Genomic DNA, 15,479 nt, shown 5'->3' with positions numbered 1-15,479 from the left:
ACGGGCGAGGGCGGGCGGGCGGCGCTTAGGTCGTGGTGAGGCGGGTTCGGGCTTCCATGAGGGCGAAGCCGAGGAGGTTCTCGCCTTCCCAGGTGTGCGGGTCGGCGGCGCGGTCGTCGTCGGCGGCCAGGCCTATGCCCCAGATGCGGTCGAGCGGGCTGGCCTCGACCAGGACGCGGGTTCCGGTGCCGAGCAGGTAGGCCTTGAGATCTTCGTGGGCGCCGAACTTGGCGGTGTTGCCCGCCGCGACGATCTCGAAGCGGTGCGCCGCCCAGGTCGCCTCGTCGAACGAACGGATCTTGCGGCCCAGCGACTTCACCTCGTTCGGATGCCGCGCCTCCAGGAGCTGCGCGAGGACCTCCTCGTCGCCGAACAGGCGCGCCTTCCCGGCCATCATCCAGTGCTCGGCGGTGCGGTAGGTCAGGCCGTCGACGGTGAACGGATGGCCCTCCCACCACTGGCTCATGCAGCTCGCCCCCACGCCGCCGTCGCGTGGCGGCCGGTGACCCCAGAAGTAGACGTACTTCAGGCGTTCGCCCGCGTCGTGAAGGCGGCAGACGTCCGCGACGGTCCGCGGCTCGGTGCTCGGCATGCGTCTGACTCTGGCATACGAATGGGCTAGGGGCGGATGGGGGAGTCCGGGGTGTCCAGCCAGACCTCCTGCGCGTCAGGGGTGACGGTCAGCCCGAAGCGCTCGCGGTCGGGGCGGCCCCACGCGACCCATCGCAGGTAGGCGGTTTCCACCTCGTTCCATAGCCGGCGAGGTCCGTGCTGCTGAACGGGGTAGTCGGTACGGCCGGGTTCGTACTGGGCGCACGTCCAGGAGGGGCCGTGCGTGTCGACCGCCCACACGCGGCAGGATCCGTCCGGTGCGGCCTCCACGTGCGACCGTACGCCGGGGACCAGGGCGGCGATGGCGACCTCCGCGCCCGCCGACTCCGCCAGGAGGAGCCGGGGATCGAAGAGCGTGGACGAACGGTCGGCCGGGTCTGAGGCTTCGGGGGTGCCGAGCGGGCGGCGCTGCGAGCGGAGCATCATGAAGCCCGCCGGGCCGGTGAGCCCGCCGATCGCGCGTCCGTCGCCGGTCGCGGTCAGGCGGGCCAGGTGGCCGATGCCCCAGCCCGGCGACCAGGGGAGGACGAGCACGCCGCCGGGACGGCACTGCGCGACCCACGAGTGCGGAACGCGTTCCACCGCGCAGGTCACGTGGACACGGTCGTACGGCGCGCCATCCGGATGCCCGAGCGCGCCGTCGCCGACCACGAGGTTCGGTGCGAGCCCGGCGACCTTGAGGTTGCCTGCGGCGCGTGCGGCGAGCGCCGCGTCGATCTCGACCGACGTCACGTTCGCCGCGCCCAGCCGCCAGGTGAGCAGGCCCGCGGTCCAGCCCGTTCCGGTGCCGATCTCCAGCACGCGGTGGTGGTCGAGCGGGCGCAGCTCCTGCAGGAACACGACGACGATGCCGGGCGCCGAGCACGAACTGGTCCACTGACCTGCGCCGCTCAATGGGTCGCCCGCGCCGTCGTCGAGCTGGATCGCGATCGCGGTGTTGGAGTAGACCGCGTCCCACCAGGTCGCCGCGTCGGCGTCCCGGTCGATCGCGAACCCCTCGTACCGCGGCCGGTCCGGCACCGCCCAGCCCGTCTCGGGCGCGAAGACATGCCGCGGTACGGCCTTCAACGCGTTCCGCCAGCTCTGATCGGTGAGCATGCCCGCCACGGTGAGCGCGTCGGCAAGGCCATCGATCCGCTCCTGCGTGGTCATCCCTCCACACTGCAAGCCCGGGCGTCCCGGATCAACTTCGCAGGGTGAACCAGACCGTGAAGCCCGGGCCGGTACGTTCCACACCCCAGTCGTGGGCGTAGGCGTTCACGATGTGCAGGCCGCGGCCGCGCTCGCCCTCGCCGTCGGGGTCGCACAGGTGCGGGGCGCCGGACGCGCCACCGTCGTCGCTGACCCGCGCGCGCAGTTCGTCCGCCGCGACCGCCAGTTCGATCCGCACGGAGCCGCCGCGCCCGGAGTCGCTGTAACGCAGCGCGTTCGTCATCACCTCGGAGACGCACACGGTGAACTCGTACAGCAGGGGATGATCGGTCCCGACCATGTCCCGCAACCACCGCCGTACGTGTCCCACGGCCCGGTCGATCCCGGGTACCGTCAGATCCTCGAGCCGCGCCGTCGCCGTGTTCGCGCGCATCCCCGGTCCTCTCGTCCCTGTGCCGTCCGAGGCAAGCATGAACGGGACCGAGCCGCCGAAATAGATGACTCCCGTGCAACGGCAGTCATCGAATGGTCACACAAATACGAAGACTCCCGGGTCGAGCGCATGAACCAAGTCGCCATGTCGCTCACCGCTGTCGACATGTCGCTGAGCGTACGGAGTTTGCCGCAGTGAAACCGATTCACGTTCGCTCGGCCAACGGTTACTCTCGAAGCCATGATCGAACTGGATCCAATGAAGACCGCGTGGCGCAAGAGCAGCCGCAGCGGCCCCCAGGGCGGCGCCTGCGTCGAGATCGCGGCGGGGGAGCGGGCGATCCTCACGCGCGACTCCAAGCTCCCGAACGGCGCCGTACTGGCCTTCGATCACGCTGCGTGGTCGATGTTCCTGAACGAGATCAAGCGCGGAACCCTGGACCTGCCGCATCGCCCTTAGGCGGTTCGATGTCGATCCAGAAGCGGTCCTCGCCCCGGACCTGACCGTCGGGGACACCGCCGTTCGCCAGGATCACCCGGCGTGACGCCTCGTTGTCGTGGGCGCACGTCAGGAGCACGCGTTCCAGCCCGAGCTCGCGGCACTCCTCCAGTCCCTCCGCCAGCATCCGGGTCGCATGGCCCTGGCGCCGCCACGTGCTCACCACGTGATAGCCGACATGCCCGCCCACCTCGGCGAGTTCGGGCGTCAGCCGGTGGCGGATGACGAACGTGCCGATGTAGTGCTCGCCCGAGACGTACCAGAACATCGTGGACGGCACCGCCCACCTGGTGAGCACGCCCCGCCGCTTGGCCACGTAGGCCTCGAAGTCCTCCGAGGCCGGGCCGATCCAGTCCGTCGGCGTGCCATCCCGCCGAGCGTCGGCCCCCTCGCCCGCCAGGTACGAGTCACGTACCGCCGCAGTCGGCCACACCAGCCGCGGCGGCTCGATCAGTTCGTTGGGAAGATCGGTCAGTCCGTTGGGAAGATCGGGCACCAGATCAACCTAGCTCGCGGGGCCGGGGCACGCCCGCGATCCTGAGACAATGCGGATCATGAACGAGATCCCGCCCGCCAACGGCGTCAGGCTGATCCGCAGCACGGATCTCGCTCCGGTCGCCGAGTACGCCTATGCCGCGGTCGCCGAGTCACCGGTGAGCGCGATCTGGACCGCCGGCGCATGTCCTTTGGACGCCGAGGGCAACACGGTCGCGATCGGCGATTACGCCGGGCAGGCCGAACAAGTCATGCGCAATCTGGTCACCGCCCTGGAGAGCGCGGGCGCTTCCCTTGCCGACGTAGTGAAGACCACGGTGTACGTGGCCTCCTCATCACAGGCAGACCTGGTCGCGGCCTGGCAGGTCGTACGCGACCATATGGGAGAGCATGACGCCCCGAGCACACTCCTTGGCGTTTCAGTCCTCGGCTATGACGACCAGCTAGTAGAGGTGGAAGCCGTAGCCGTCCTCATCGAGGAGCCGGTAACCCCGCAAGGCTGAGTGAGCCTGTAACCCCGCATGGCTGAGTGAGCCTGTAACTCCGCATGGCTGAGTGTGTCGTCATCGCCCCTGCAGCTCGCTGACCACCGTGTCGGCGAACTCGCGCGCGGGTGGGCTGAGGGCGTCCCACTGCCGTACGGCCCAACCGGCGCTGAGCGGCGGCAGATCGTTGATCGGGATCAGCCGGACAACGCTGCCCGGCCCGTGGGTCCAGCCGGGGAGCGCGGGCAGCACCGCATGCCCGAGCCCCAGCTCGGCCAGCAGCAGTGCGGTGTCCCAGTCCGCCACGCCCGTCGTCGACGCGAGCCGTACGCCATGGCGTTCCAGATGCGTCTCCAACTGCACGCGCGACGTCGAGTGCCGCGGAAGCTCGATGTAGCTGATGTCCGCGAGGTCCTCCGGGGCGAGCGACTCGCGGTGTGAGAGAACGTCGCCGACGTGCACCGCCAGCACCCACGGCATGTCGTACGAGGGACGCTGCTCGACGTCCTGCAGGGGCGGGCCGATCGTGACCCACGCCAGGTCCGCCTCGTGCCGGCGTACGGCCTCCAGGCACCGGCGGCTGGAGTCGGCGGTCACGAACTGCAGCGTGACGTCGGGATGCCGGGCGCGGAAGCCCGCCACCGCCGTCGACATGAAGTGCCGCACGGTCGTGGCCCCGGTGGCGATCCGGATCGTTCCGCCCACGCCACGGCGCAGGTCCTCCAGCTGCCGGAGCGCGCCGTCCAGCCCGCCGATCCCGTCGGCCGCCGCCCGGTGCAGGATCTCCCCGGCCGGCGTCGGCGCCACCCCGCGCGGTCTCCGCTCCAGGAGCGCGAGGCCGGTCTCCCGCTCCAGCCGCTTGACGTGCTGGCTGATCGCGGACTGGCTGCAGGACATGGTCCGTGCGACCGCGCTGAGGTTCCGTGTCTCGCAGACCGCGATGAACACGCGCAGGTCATCCAAGGTCATGACCCAAAGCTAGATCTTGGGACTGGGCAAGTAAACCCGAGAATTGACTTGGATCGGCCCGACATCGCAGGATCTTCGTAAGGGCGCAGGATCCGGCGACCCGAAGGCGGCGACCCGGCCGGGCCCGACGGCCTAGGACGTACACCCACCCGACCGGGCGCCGACCGCCTCTCGAAGGGACAGCCATGATCAACAATCGGAGCGATCTGGTCGACCTCGGCCGCGACCTGGGCGCCACGCAGCCAGGCCTGGACGAACGCATGGGCATCGAACTGCTAGAAGCCGATGCCGACCGAGTAGTCACGCGGATGCCGGTCGAAGGCAACACCCAGGCGTATGGAACGCTGCACGGCGGCGCATCGTGCGTGCTCGCCGAGACCACCGGCAGCCTCGCCGCAGCCCTGTACGCCGCGCCCAACCGGATGGCGCTCGGCATCGAGATCAACGCCAGCCACCACCGCACCGCCACGTCCGGGCACGTCACCGCCGTCGCGACCAGGGCGCACGGCGGCCGCAGCCTCGCCACTTACGACGTCTCCATCACCGACGACGACGGCCGTACGATCTGCACCGCCCGCGTCACGTCGATGCTGCGCCCGCGCCCAGGGCTTGCCTGAGGCACTCATCCGGGGGTTGCCGGAAGCTCCCGCCCAGGGGCAGTCTTGCGATCAAGACCGATCAAAGGAGTCCATGATTGACGATTGACGTCGACGCCTACCTACGACGGCTCGGGATCACTGATCCGGGCCGTCCCAGTGTTTCTGCACTCCGAACGCTCCACAAAGCGCACGTCGAGCGCATCCCGTACGAGGCACTCGACATCCAGCTCGGCCGGATCACCTCGATCGACCCGCACGACTCCGCCGCCCGCATCACCGAGCTCGGCCGCGGCGGCTACTGCTACCACCTGAACGGCGCGCTCTCGCTCCTCCTCCAGGAACTCGGCTACGAGGTCGTCTGGCATCGCGCCGGCGTACAGACCCCAGGCGAGGAAACCCCCGGCTCACAGCGGGCGAACCACCTCGGCCTGACCGTCCGCAACCTCCCCTCACCCGAGTCCCCATCAGGCGACTGGCTGGTGGACGCTGGCCTGGGCGACGGCATCCACGGCCCCCTCCCGCTCCGCAACGGCGAATACCGCGAGGGCCCGTTCCGCTTCCGCCTCCGCCCCTCCGAGACCGACCCCGGCGGCTGGCGCTTCGACCACGACCCCGGCGGCAGCTTCGCGGGCATCGACTTCGCCCCCGAACCGGCCACGCTCGCCGACTTCACCGACCGACACGTCTACCTGTCGACCTCACCCGAGTCGGGCTTCGTCCGCACCTGCGTAGTCCAACGCCGCGACGCCGACGGAGTGGACACCATGCGCGGCTGCACTCTCCTGCGCACCGGCGACAGCACACCCCGCACCATCAACGACCAAGCCGAATGGTTCGCCGCCCTGGCAGACATCTTCGACCTGGCCCCCACAGACCTCACCCAGCCCGACCGAGACGCCCTCTGGCAACGAGTAAGGGCCACCCACGAGGCCTGGCAAGCCACCCGCTCCGCCTAGCCCCCAAGGGGCTGTCCGTCTGCGCAAGCAAGGCGCCGCAAAGCAAGGCCCTCGCTAACGCTCGGACAGCCCCAATGGGGCTCCCGCCCCACGCCCCGAAGCTGGGGGCAAGCCCCCAGACCCCCACCCCTCGAAGTGGTTCAACCCCTCCGCGAGCCGCCCTACGGGTGCGGGATGTCGTCAATCAGCTCCCGAGCCCCCTTGCGCAGCAGGTCGCCGGCCACCGAGAGGCCAAGTTCCTCACCCGCGTCCGGCCCCGACCACCGCTGCGCGCGCACGAACTCCGCCCCATCGCGCGTGAACACCATCCCGCGCAAGCTGAGCCGACCATCAGCTTCATACCGCGCGTGACCGGCGATCGGGCTGTTGCAGTGTCCCCGCAACTCGCGCAGCATCGCCCGTTCGGCCGCCACGCACTCTCGCGTACGGCGATCGTCCAGCAGCCGCACCAGCTCGACAACCCCACGATCCGACCGCCGGCAGTTCACCGCCAGCACTCCCGCCCCGATCGCCGGAACGATGTCCAGCGCCTCCCCGGCCCGGTCGATCCCCAGCCGCCTCAGCCCCGCCCGCGCCACCACGATCGCATCGCAGTCTCCGGCGTCCAGCCGCCCGAGCCGCGAGTCCACGTTCCCCCGCAGATACTCCACCTGCAGATCCGGCCGCAGCTGCAAGAGCTGCGCCCGCCGACGTACCGCCGAAGTCCCCACCCGCGCGCCCAGCGGCAGATCCTCCAGCCGCTCCACCTTGCCCGTCCGCGGAAACAGCATCACGTCCGAGGTGTCGTCGCGCTTCAAGTAAGCCGCGAACACCAACTCTTCCGGCCGAGGCACATCACCCGGCACGTCCTTCAGGCAGTGCACCGCGACATCCACGGCACCCGTCACCAGCGCGCGATCGATCTCCCGCAGGAACGCGCCCTTGCCGCCCAGCTCACCCAGATGCCCCCGATGCCGGTCACCGGCCGTCTGAATAGGCGCCACCTCCACCCGCACATCCGCGCATTCCTCCAGCCGCCGGGCCACCCCCTCCGCCTGCACCATCGCCAGCGCCGACCCCCGCGTCCCCAACCGCAGCACTCCGCCGCCCGGCACGCCGGAAGACCGGGTATCCGCCGAATCGGAACTGTCCCGCACCAGACCGTTCACCACGCCCCCTGCTCGCTCGCCTTGCTCTCCACCTCCTCCACCTTCTCGCCACCCATCACCACAGCCCCGACCGCCCCCACTTATGACCGTGGCGGTTTCCGGGAGCGGCAGGCTATGCGCATTGATGCCCTCCTCGTCGTCCTCGTCGGCACAGGCCGCTCGCCAACGTCTTGGCGGACGGCTACGCGATCTGCGCCTGGCTCGGAGGATCACGGGCGTTCATCTGCGTGGCGATGGAGAACCGTTAGGCGGCGCTGATGAAGGCCTGCCTGGCGGAGGGGTTGAACCACTTCAAGGGGCGGGGTCTGGGGGCTTGCCCCCAGCTTCGGGGCGTGGGGCGGGAGCCCCATTGGGGCTGTCCGAGCGTTAGCGAGGGCCCTAGCGAGGGCCCTGCTTTTCAGGGGTGGGGCTGGGAGGATGGGGGTGGTGTTGTCGGGTTGGAGGAGGACGGGTGCGGGTTACGGGTGTGATTGCTGACCTTCACGTGGAGGACATCGCGTCGGCCAAGGGGTTCTATGCGGACTACCTCGGGATGGGCGTCGAGGAGTTCAACATGGGGTGGGTGGCTCGGTACACGTCGCCGGAGACCGGGGCGCATCTGCAGTTGGTGACGCGGGACGCCAGCGCGCCTGAGGATCCGGTCGCCACGATCAAGGTGGATGACGTGGAGGAGGCGTATGAGGAGGCTCGGCGGCGGGGGTACGAGATCGTGCACCCGTTGACCACCGAGCCTTGGGGTGTGCGGCGGTTCTTCGTTCGGGCGCCGGACGGCAATGTGCTGAACATCGCCCAGCACCGGGACTAGCTGGGCGGCTGGAAGATCGAGCCGTCGACGGGGTGGCCGTCGCCGCCGTCGACGTGGCCCAGGGGGCCGGAGTCAGTGAGGTTGCCGAAGTCGAAGTCGTCCCCGCCGAAGGAGAGTTCGGCGGTGCGTGACTGGAGGAGGTCGCGCAGGGGCTTCGGGCGGTCGGTCATCGATCCGGCGCGCGGCGGCAGAACGATGTTGACGGTGTCCATGGTGATGTCGAAGAAGCGCAGGGCCACGGACTCGGGGATGCCCATTTGGGCGCGGACGTCCTTCAGGACGCTTTCGGGGTCGTTCACCAGGCGGGAGCGGAAGTCCTCGTCGACCATGGACATGGCGGCGAGTTTCAGGACGCCCTTGTTCTCCAGGCGCTGGTCTTGGACCACCAGGGCGTCCCGCCAGACGCGCAGGGCCTTCTGGTCCTCGTCGCTGAGCACTCTGTCCTTGTCGCTCATGGCTTCTCGCTTTCGTGCTGGAGCAGTCCTTCGCTGATCAGGCGGCCGACCAGGTCGAGGCGGTCGTCGCCGGAGAGGTCGCCGGGCAGGTCGCGGATCGCGAACCGTTCGTGCTCGGCGATGTGGGTGAACGCCGGGACGAGGAACGCCGGGCCTGACACGTAGTTGCCGGCGAACTCGAGCGTGGCGTCGTGCGCGGTGAAACGGACTCTGCAGAGCATGCCGGGGGAGCGGGACACGACGGCCGTCTCGGTGAGGGCGGCGAGGGCGTCCAGGGAACGGAACTGGCTGTGGGCAGCCGCCTTGGGGGTGGCCAGGAGGCTCGTTCCCAAGCTCGTCTTGGCACGTTCGGTGAACGTTGCGTCTGCCAGTACTTTCGCGAGGCGGTCGGCCAGGTCTGCGGCGTGGGAGGCGGGGAGCGGGCCGTCCAGGAAGCCGGGTGGCAGGGCCGCTCTGAGGTCGACGTCCTCGGCGGCCAGGAGGGTGAGGGCCTCGCTGAGGAGGTCCGCCCATCGGTAGACGTGGATGCCGACCGTGAGGTGCAGGGACGAGCTGGCGCCCGTGACGGCCTCGTGGGGAAAGCCGCGCGGGAGGTAGAGGGTGTCGCCGGCGTGGAGGATGAATTTTTCGAAGTCGGCCAGGGGTGGGCTGGATTCCTTCATGGCGGGTAGGGGGAGGTCGTTTTCGGGAGTACCGACGTGCCATTCCTTCATGCCATGGAGTTGGAGGATGAAAACGTCGTGATCGTCGGTATGCGGGGCGAAGCCTTGACCGCTGCGGGGTGTGAAGTAGAGGTTGACTCCGACTCGATGATGGAACGCCGCTTCCAGCGATCTGCAAAGGTCGGCCACGGCGGCGGATCTTCGATGAATCCGGTTGACGACGATCGAGTAGCCGTCGTGATAGGCGCGGTAGACGTCCTGGATGTCGGGGATCCCGTGGTCGTTCAGCGGCACGTCTCGCCTGGAAGCGTGGCCGTCGCCCTCGGATCTGACCAGGAACTGGTCGTCGGAGGATCGGACGCGGCCGGACGTCGTCGCCGTGATCAGTTCGTCGACCTCGTCGACCCCCGGCAGCCCGTGGAAATGGCGTGCGTCGTTCCGGTTGATCAGGAGCGGACGATTCTCCCAGTATTCACTGAAGAAGTCGTCGCCTGTGATCGGATGGAGAAGTCGCTCGACGGTGAGCGACCGGGAAAATGATCTGAACGGCGCTGTCACATGCTCAGCTTCACACTCTGTCAAGCGGTTGTCACTCCGCCAGAGTAGGCCGGATCGTGCCATTTCAGCAGTGAATTGGAATTGATCTCCGGTCCCGGATAATTGCGGGATCAGTCGTCCGTGAGATCGGCGAGGATGGCGGGGGCGGCCGAGTCGACGTCCAGGAGGGTGGCGAGGTCGCGGTGCGGCGCCTGTTCGGCGGTCGTACGGGCCTCCTGGATGCGATCCAGCCGGAAGCCCCGGACCGCCCGGCGGCTCCGGCACCAGCCGATCAGGAACCAGCGGCCGCGATGGGCCAGCAGTCCGGCGGGCTCCACCTCGCGCTGCGACTCGCGTCCGTCGCCGCCGAGGTAGTGCAGCCAGATCACCTGGTGCTCCCGTACGGCACGTTCGACGGCGGCGCTGACGTCGGCCGGAACGGGCTCGGCGCCGATGCGGATCTGCCGGGAGATCAGGCGGAGAGACGCGATCGCCGCCTCGGGCATGGCGGCGGTGAGCTTGCGCATCGCGCCGCGTGCCGGGCCGGCGAACGGGGCGCCGCTCTCCGCACCCGCCAGCGCGACCGCGATGGCGATCGCCTCCTCGGCGGTGAAGTTGACCGGCGGCAGACTCATCGCCTTGTCGACAAACCATCCGCCGTACGGGCCCGGCTCGGACCGCAGCGGGACCCCGGTCTGCATGAGTGCCTGCAGATCCCGCTGTACGGTCCGTTCCGACACCTCGAAGCGCCCGGCGAGCCACGGAACGGTCCGCGGGCGCGGCGCGGCCGCCCGCAACTCCTCCACCAGCGCGTAAAGCCGATCGGTCCGGTTCATGGCGAGGGGCGGAGGTAGATCATCTTCACCCCAAGAGGCTACTGCCGAAGATCGTTAAGCGCGCGCGCCGGTCACGGCGCGACCCAGGAACCCCGCCCTGCGGGCGCGTTCACGATCACTGGCGGTCCCGGGAACGTGTCACCGTCTCGGGGTGAGCCGGGTCACGTCTTTTCGGGCTGGCAGCGAGGGCACCAGAAGGCGGTGCGGTTGCCTACGTCGGAGGCCTGCTCGGCGCGCTGGATGCGCGTACCGCAGCGGCGGCAGGGGCGGCCCGCGCGGCCGTAGACCCAATGGGCCTGGCCGCGGCGCAGGTCTCCGGTGGTGATGTGGCCGTGGCGCTCCTTGTTGACGTCCAGGAGCTTGTGGGCGAGGTCCATCATCGCGGGCAGCTCGGGAACGTCGCGGACCGGCGTCCAGGGGTGGACGCCGCGCAGGAAGAGGATCTCGGACTTGTAGACGTTGCCGATACCGGCGAGGCGGGTCTGGTCCAGAAGGGCCTCGCCGATGGCGCGGTCGGGGTCGTCGGCCAGGCGGTGCACGGCCTCGTCGGGGTCCCAGTCCGGGCCGAGCAGGTCGGGGCCGAGGTGGCCGACGGCCCGGTCCTCGTCGGTCGTACGGAGGAGCTCGACGATGCCGAGCGAGTAGCCGAGGGCCTGCCAGTCGGCGTTGGCGAGGATCAGCCGGATGCGATGGTCGCTGGGCGGGGCGCCGGGGCGGCGGATCCGCCAGGTGCCCTCCATGAGCAGGTGGGTGTGGACGGTGAGGCCGCCCTCCACCCTGATGAGCAGGTGCTTGCCGCGCGCGATGGCCTCGCCCACGGTCCGGCCGCGCAGGTCGGCGGTGGCGAGCGCCGGCACGCGGAAGTCGCTGCGTGTCAAAGGCCGCCCGGCGAGCGCCTCATGCAGGCGCCGGGCGGTCAGCCAGACGACGTCGCCTTCCGGCACAGCACCCCCGTCAGATGAGGGACGGGCTCTCCCAGGCGGCCGGGTCCTCGGTGAGCTTGCTCACCGGGCCGGGCAGCTCGCCCGAGGCGATGTGGGCGAGCGAGACCTGCTCGAGGATGGCGCGCTCGCTGGCGCGCAGCGCGATCCACACCTCCTGGAGCGACCGGGCGGGCCCCTCGTACCCGACGTGCTCGGGGCGCTCGCCCCGGACGCCGAGCAGCGGCCCGTCGATCGCGCGGATGATGTCGGCCAGGGAGATCTGCTCGGCGGGCCTGGCCAGCCAGTAGCCCCCTTCGGGTCCGCGCTGGCTGCGGACCAGGCCGCTGCGGCGCAGCTGGCCGAGGATGTTCTCGAGGAACTTGGGCGGGATCTGCTGGGCCTCGGCGAGCTGGACGGCGGTCACCGGATGACTTCCGGCCACCGCCAGCTCCGCGGCGGCGCGCAGCGCGTAGTCGACCCTGGCGGACAATCGCATGAACGTATTATCCCTTGCCGATCGGACTGGTTGGGCTTACCCCCGGCCTCCGAGGCCGTTCGCGCGCCACTTCTCGTGGACCGGTATGGACACCGAACCCTGTCTCGGGCGTTCGCGCAAGCGTCCCGCGCGGCGGATGGGGCGCGTGGGACGGGTCCTGCGTCCCGGGACGGATGAGTCTCCCCAAGAGGTCTGACAACAAATCATCCCTGTGGCGGATACCGTCCGGGCTGTTTTTTCAGCACCATTGAGTCATCGGGGTAAGAAGCGGTGACCCGGGGAAACGACGTCGCCGCGGAACGGGGAGTCATCATGACACCGACGGCACGAGCCGCCGCGGCACAGCGTCGCAGGCGCCAGATCATCAACCAGACCGTCCGGGACCGTGCCATGCACGACCCGCGTCGCCGGCCGGTAGAGGCCGTACCGGCCTCCAAGTAGCCGCGTCCGGCACTGAGCTAGGCCTCCAAGCGGGCCGCCGAACGGCTCCGAACGAGCCGTCTACGGCCTCCAAGTAGGGTCTGACCTGCTCCAGCGTTCCGACCCGAACACACCTCAAAGCGCCGCCGCATCTCGATGCGGGCGGCGCTTTCGATGTTCCAGCCCCTGCTGCTGAGCGATCTTTCTGGCTAGTCGGAGGTGGAGAAGACCTCGTCGCGGGCCTCCTCCAGGGCGGCGTGGAGGGCGCCCCTCAGGACGGCGTTGCCCTCGACCTGGGTGACCGCGACCGTGGGGCTGGTCGGGCTGATACGGCCCACGGCGCTCTCGATCCGGGCCGCCAGGGGTTCGCCGCCGGCCCGGCCCAGCTGGCCCGCCAGGACGACCAGGCCCGGGTCCAGGACGATGTTGACCGAGGTGACGCCGTAGGAGATGCGGTTGGCGAGCTCGTCCAGGAAGGCGCCGCCGCGGTCCTCCTCGGCGACGGCCGCGCTGACGCAGTCGACGGCGGTGGCGCCGTCGAAGCCGTGCGCGTGGGCCAGTTCCCGTACGGCGTCCGCGCCGAGCAGGGCGCCGTAGCCACCGGCCAGGGCCGGGATGCCCCAGGTGGTGGACTCGGTGACGCCCAGTTCGGCGGTCTCGGGGCCGCGCCGGGCCGCGCCGGAGGGGAGCGGGGCGCCGGGAACGGGCAGGTAGCCGATCTCGCCCGCGCCGCCGGACCGGCCGCGGTGCAGGCGGCCGCCCAGCATGACCGACAGGCCGATGCCGCGGTCGAGCCACATCAGCGCGAAGTCCTCGACGCCCGCGGCACGCCCGTACGCGCGTTCGGCCACGGCGGCGAGGTTCACGTCGTTCTCGATGATCACGGGCCGCCGGAGGTCGGTTTTCAGCCGTGCGAGAACGCCCTCGTGCCAGGACGGCAGGTCGAAGGAGAACTGCACGTCGCCCGAGCGCGGGTCCACCACGCCGGGAGTGCCGATGACGAAGGCGTTCAGGCGGGGGAGGGCGACCTTGGCGGAACGGCACGCCTTGACCACGGCGTTGTGCACCGACTTCACGGGGTCGTCGGCCCCGTTCGGGTCGACAGTAACCTGTGCCGCGATACAGCCCGTAATGTCCGCAACGCCCGCCGTGACGCCGTCGGGCCCGACCTCGAGGCCGGCCACATATGCGCTGGATGGCACCACGGCGTAGAGCGCCGCGTTCGGTCCACGGCCGCCGGCCTGCTCTCCGACGACCTCGACCAGTCCGCGCTCCTCCAGGCGGGAGAGCAGCTGGGAGGCGGTGACCTTCGAGAGGCCGGTGTGCTCGCCGATCTGCGTACGGGTCAGCGGACCCTGTGCCACCAGCAGGTCCAGGGCGGCACGGTCGTTGAGTTCCCGCAGCAGCCGCGGCGTCCCCGGGCGTCTGGGCATGCTCGAACCCCTCAAAGTCTCAATCCGCTAACGAGCGGTTTTGTTTAGGAAAGTTTCTTGTTAGTTTACCGCCAAGCGCCGCGACCGCCCAGACCGGGTGGACCGGGGCGTGCCTAGAGCGCCGACTGGCGAACAGGGCGCCCGTGGCCGGTGCGACGAAGAGCCGGGCATGGCTGGACCCTAAAGGTTCTCCGCCCCCTCCAGCGCCCCGACGGGCTGGGAAGCTTACGCTTCCTGGCCCCAGGGGGAGCACCGACCGAGGCGATGCCGGAAAGGAATCCGAGTGAAGTACATCAAGATTGCGGCCGCGACGGCCGCGATCGCCCTGGCCGCCACGGCCTGCGGCAGCGGTGACAAGAAGGACGACAACGCGAGCGGCGGGGGCAAGGACCCCGGCCAGCTCAAGGTCTGGATGATGGGCGAGGGCACCCCGGAGCAGACCAAGTTCCTGGACGGTGTCGAGACCGAGTTCAAGCAGAAGCACCCCGGCACCGACGTCGTCATCAAGTACGTGCCGTGGCCGCAGGTGGCGACGACCTTCCAGAAGGCCGCCGCCGGCGGTGAGGGACCCGACGTCACCGAGCTCGGCAACACCGACGTCCAGTCGCACATCGAGCAGGGCAACCTCGCCGACATCTCCGACCTCTACTCCAAGTGGGCGGACGGCAAGACCCTCAACAAGACCGCCCTGGAGAACGACCAGTCGGGCGGCAAGACCTACGCCGTGCCGTGGTACGGCGGCGTCCGCGGCGTGTGGTTCCGCAAGGACTGGTTCGACGAGCTGAAGATCGCGCAGCCGAAGACCTGGGCCGACCTGGCCGCCGCGGCCAAGAAGGTCCAGGACGCCAAGAAGGTCGCGGGCATCGCCGTTCCGAGCGACCAGACCAACGCCCTCCTCAGCTTCATCTGGGGCAACGGCGGCGACGTGGCCACCAAGGAGGGCGACAAGTTCGTCGGCAAGCTCGACCAGCCGCAGGCCAAGGAGGCCGTGGACTTCTACACCGGCCTGGTGACCAAGGACAAGGTCGCCCCCGAGAAGTACATCGGCAAGAACGAGCTCGACGGCCCGCAGCGCGACTTCGCCCTCGGCAAGGCCGGTATGTACTTCGACGGCAGCTGGGCCTACAAGGAGATGAAGAAGATCTCCTCCAAGGACGCCGACAAGTGGGCGGTCTTCCCGATCCCGACCAAGGCCGGCGGCAACGCGCCCGTCATGGCGGGCGGCTCGGACCTGGCCATCTGGAAGGACTCCAAGGCCAAGGACGCGGCGTTCGACTACGTCACCGTGCTGAACAACGCCAAGAACGCCCAGGGCTGGGCGGACTACAGCGGCTTCTCGTCCATGCGCTCGGACGTGAAGTTCACCGACCCCAAGCTTGAGATCTTCACCGAGATCGCGGGCAACACCAAGTTCCCGCCGATCAGCGCGGGCTGGGGCGAGTTCGAGCAGGCCAAGAAGGTCCTGCCGAACGCCATCAAGGCCATCATGCAGGGCAAGTCGTCGGACGGCGAGCTGAAGAAGGCCAACGAGCAGGCCAACACCCTGCTCAACCCGTAAGGGCCGG

20 protein-coding genes are annotated in these 15,479 nt (G+C 69.5%); 8 read left to right on the top strand and 12 right to left on the bottom strand.

Translation table 11 applies throughout. From position 1 onward, the window contains the following. Positions 1-25 precede the first annotated feature (25 nt). From ybiA to J4573_RS06040, 3 genes are read right to left on the bottom strand one after another with little or no spacing between them, the layout of a single operon-like run. On the bottom strand, positions 26-592 hold the full coding sequence (ybiA, locus tag J4573_RS06050; protein WP_208254232.1) for a riboflavin biosynthesis intermediates N-glycosidase: 567 nt from the start codon (positions 590-592) through the stop codon (positions 26-28). A 26-nt stretch (positions 593-618) separates the two neighbouring features. Continuing rightward, a complete protein-coding gene (locus J4573_RS06045; protein ID WP_208254231.1) occupies positions 619-1,764 on the bottom strand; it encodes a methyltransferase domain-containing protein in 1,146 nt (381 codons plus the stop codon). Between the two features lie 31 nt (positions 1,765-1,795). After that, positions 1,796-2,197, bottom strand: coding sequence for an ATP-binding protein (locus tag J4573_RS06040; protein ID WP_208254230.1), 402 nt, complete (start codon positions 2,195-2,197; stop codon positions 1,796-1,798). A gap of 240 nt (positions 2,198-2,437) precedes the next feature. Here J4573_RS06040 and J4573_RS06035 point away from each other — a divergent pair, with 240 nt between their 5' ends. Further along, positions 2,438-2,656 carry a DUF397 domain-containing protein gene (locus tag J4573_RS06035; protein ID WP_208254229.1) on the top strand — a complete coding sequence of 73 codons (219 nt, stop codon included), beginning with the start codon at positions 2,438-2,440 and terminating at the stop codon, positions 2,654-2,656. On the opposite strand, the gene J4573_RS06030 is transcribed toward J4573_RS06035, so the two are convergent. Beyond that, the gene (locus J4573_RS06030) at positions 2,619-3,191 is read right to left on the bottom strand and encodes a GNAT family N-acetyltransferase (protein WP_208254228.1); all 573 of its coding nucleotides are present in this window, start codon (positions 3,189-3,191) and stop codon (positions 2,619-2,621) included. The two genes, J4573_RS06035 and J4573_RS06030, sit on opposite strands and share 38 nt — an antisense overlap. A gap of 58 nt (positions 3,192-3,249) precedes the next feature. On the opposite strand from J4573_RS06030, the gene J4573_RS06025 reads away from it, so the two are divergent. Continuing rightward, entirely contained in the window at positions 3,250-3,693 is a 444-nt protein-coding gene (locus J4573_RS06025) for a RidA family protein (RefSeq protein WP_372442810.1), read from the top strand. A gap of 60 nt (positions 3,694-3,753) precedes the next feature. On the opposite strand, the gene J4573_RS06020 is transcribed toward J4573_RS06025, so the two are convergent. Then, positions 3,754-4,644 (bottom strand): LysR family transcriptional regulator, encoded by an 891-nt coding sequence (locus tag J4573_RS06020; RefSeq protein ID WP_208254226.1) that lies wholly within the window; start codon positions 4,642-4,644, stop codon positions 3,754-3,756. Positions 4,645-4,829: 185 nt separating this feature from the next. On the opposite strand from J4573_RS06020, the gene J4573_RS06015 reads away from it, so the two are divergent. After that, positions 4,830-5,261 (top strand): PaaI family thioesterase, encoded by a 432-nt coding sequence (locus J4573_RS06015; protein WP_208254225.1) that lies wholly within the window; start codon positions 4,830-4,832, stop codon positions 5,259-5,261. Between the two features lie 77 nt (positions 5,262-5,338). Next, positions 5,339-6,199: an arylamine N-acetyltransferase family protein gene (locus J4573_RS06010; protein ID WP_243772494.1), complete on the top strand. Its 861-nt coding sequence runs from the start codon at positions 5,339-5,341 to the stop codon at positions 6,197-6,199. A gap of 161 nt (positions 6,200-6,360) precedes the next feature. Here the strand turns inward: J4573_RS06010 and hemC are convergent, their stop codons facing one another. Continuing rightward, positions 6,361-7,347 (bottom strand): hydroxymethylbilane synthase, encoded by a 987-nt coding sequence (gene hemC, locus J4573_RS06005; RefSeq protein ID WP_208254224.1) that lies wholly within the window; start codon positions 7,345-7,347, stop codon positions 6,361-6,363. Between the two features lie 451 nt (positions 7,348-7,798). On the opposite strand from hemC, the gene J4573_RS06000 reads away from it, so the two are divergent. Beyond that, positions 7,799-8,152 (top strand): VOC family protein, encoded by a 354-nt coding sequence (locus J4573_RS06000; protein WP_307796511.1) that lies wholly within the window; start codon positions 7,799-7,801, stop codon positions 8,150-8,152. Here J4573_RS06000 and J4573_RS05995 read toward each other — a convergent pair. Then, positions 8,149-8,607 (bottom strand): hypothetical protein, encoded by a 459-nt coding sequence (locus J4573_RS05995; RefSeq protein WP_208254223.1) that lies wholly within the window; start codon positions 8,605-8,607, stop codon positions 8,149-8,151. The genes J4573_RS06000 and J4573_RS05995 overlap by 4 nt on opposite strands. After that, positions 8,604-9,437: a cupin domain-containing protein gene (locus J4573_RS55945; protein ID WP_307796520.1), complete on the bottom strand. Its 834-nt coding sequence runs from the start codon at positions 9,435-9,437 to the stop codon at positions 8,604-8,606. Before J4573_RS55945 ends, J4573_RS05995 begins: the two co-directional genes overlap by 4 nt. Between J4573_RS55945 and J4573_RS55940 the strand changes: the two genes are divergently transcribed. Beyond that, the gene (locus tag J4573_RS55940; RefSeq protein WP_307796522.1) at positions 9,324-9,809 is read left to right on the top strand and encodes a hypothetical protein; all 486 of its coding nucleotides are present in this window, start codon (positions 9,324-9,326) and stop codon (positions 9,807-9,809) included. The genes J4573_RS55945 and J4573_RS55940 overlap by 114 nt on opposite strands. Positions 9,810-9,937: 128 nt before the next feature. Here J4573_RS55940 and J4573_RS05985 read toward each other — a convergent pair whose 3' ends face one another. From J4573_RS05985 to J4573_RS05975, 3 genes are all read right to left on the bottom strand, one after another. Next, the gene (locus tag J4573_RS05985) at positions 9,938-10,642 is read right to left on the bottom strand and encodes a helix-turn-helix transcriptional regulator (RefSeq protein ID WP_208254221.1); all 705 of its coding nucleotides are present in this window, start codon (positions 10,640-10,642) and stop codon (positions 9,938-9,940) included. Between the two features lie 161 nt (positions 10,643-10,803). Further along, complete coding sequence (locus J4573_RS05980) at positions 10,804-11,586, bottom strand: DNA-formamidopyrimidine glycosylase family protein (RefSeq protein WP_208254220.1); 783 nt, start codon at positions 11,584-11,586, stop codon at positions 10,804-10,806. 10 nt (positions 11,587-11,596) lie between these two features. Continuing rightward, a complete protein-coding gene (locus J4573_RS05975; RefSeq protein ID WP_208254219.1) occupies positions 11,597-12,061 on the bottom strand; it encodes an RrF2 family transcriptional regulator in 465 nt (154 codons plus the stop codon). Positions 12,062-12,373: 312 nt separating this feature from the next. Between J4573_RS05975 and J4573_RS55165 the strand changes: the two genes are divergently transcribed. Continuing rightward, the gene (locus J4573_RS55165) at positions 12,374-12,502 is read left to right on the top strand and encodes a hypothetical protein (RefSeq protein WP_279575359.1); all 129 of its coding nucleotides are present in this window, start codon (positions 12,374-12,376) and stop codon (positions 12,500-12,502) included. Positions 12,503-12,690: 188 nt separating this feature from the next. Here the strand turns inward: J4573_RS55165 and J4573_RS05970 are convergent, their stop codons facing one another. Next, positions 12,691-13,914: an ROK family transcriptional regulator gene (locus J4573_RS05970; RefSeq protein WP_208254218.1), complete on the bottom strand. Its 1,224-nt coding sequence runs from the start codon at positions 13,912-13,914 to the stop codon at positions 12,691-12,693. 283 nt (positions 13,915-14,197) lie between these two features. Between J4573_RS05970 and J4573_RS05965 the strand changes: the two genes are divergently transcribed. Further along, positions 14,198-15,472 (top strand): extracellular solute-binding protein, encoded by a 1,275-nt coding sequence (locus J4573_RS05965; protein ID WP_208254217.1) that lies wholly within the window; start codon positions 14,198-14,200, stop codon positions 15,470-15,472. The last annotated feature ends 7 nt before the right edge of the window (positions 15,473-15,479 follow it).

This window comes from Actinomadura barringtoniae (assembly GCF_017573505.1).
Classification (GTDB): Bacteria; Actinomycetota; Actinomycetes; order Streptosporangiales; family Streptosporangiaceae; genus Spirillospora; species Spirillospora barringtoniae.
Note: the sequence above shows the minus strand (reverse complement) of the source record. Positions and strands in the feature narration are given on the sequence as shown.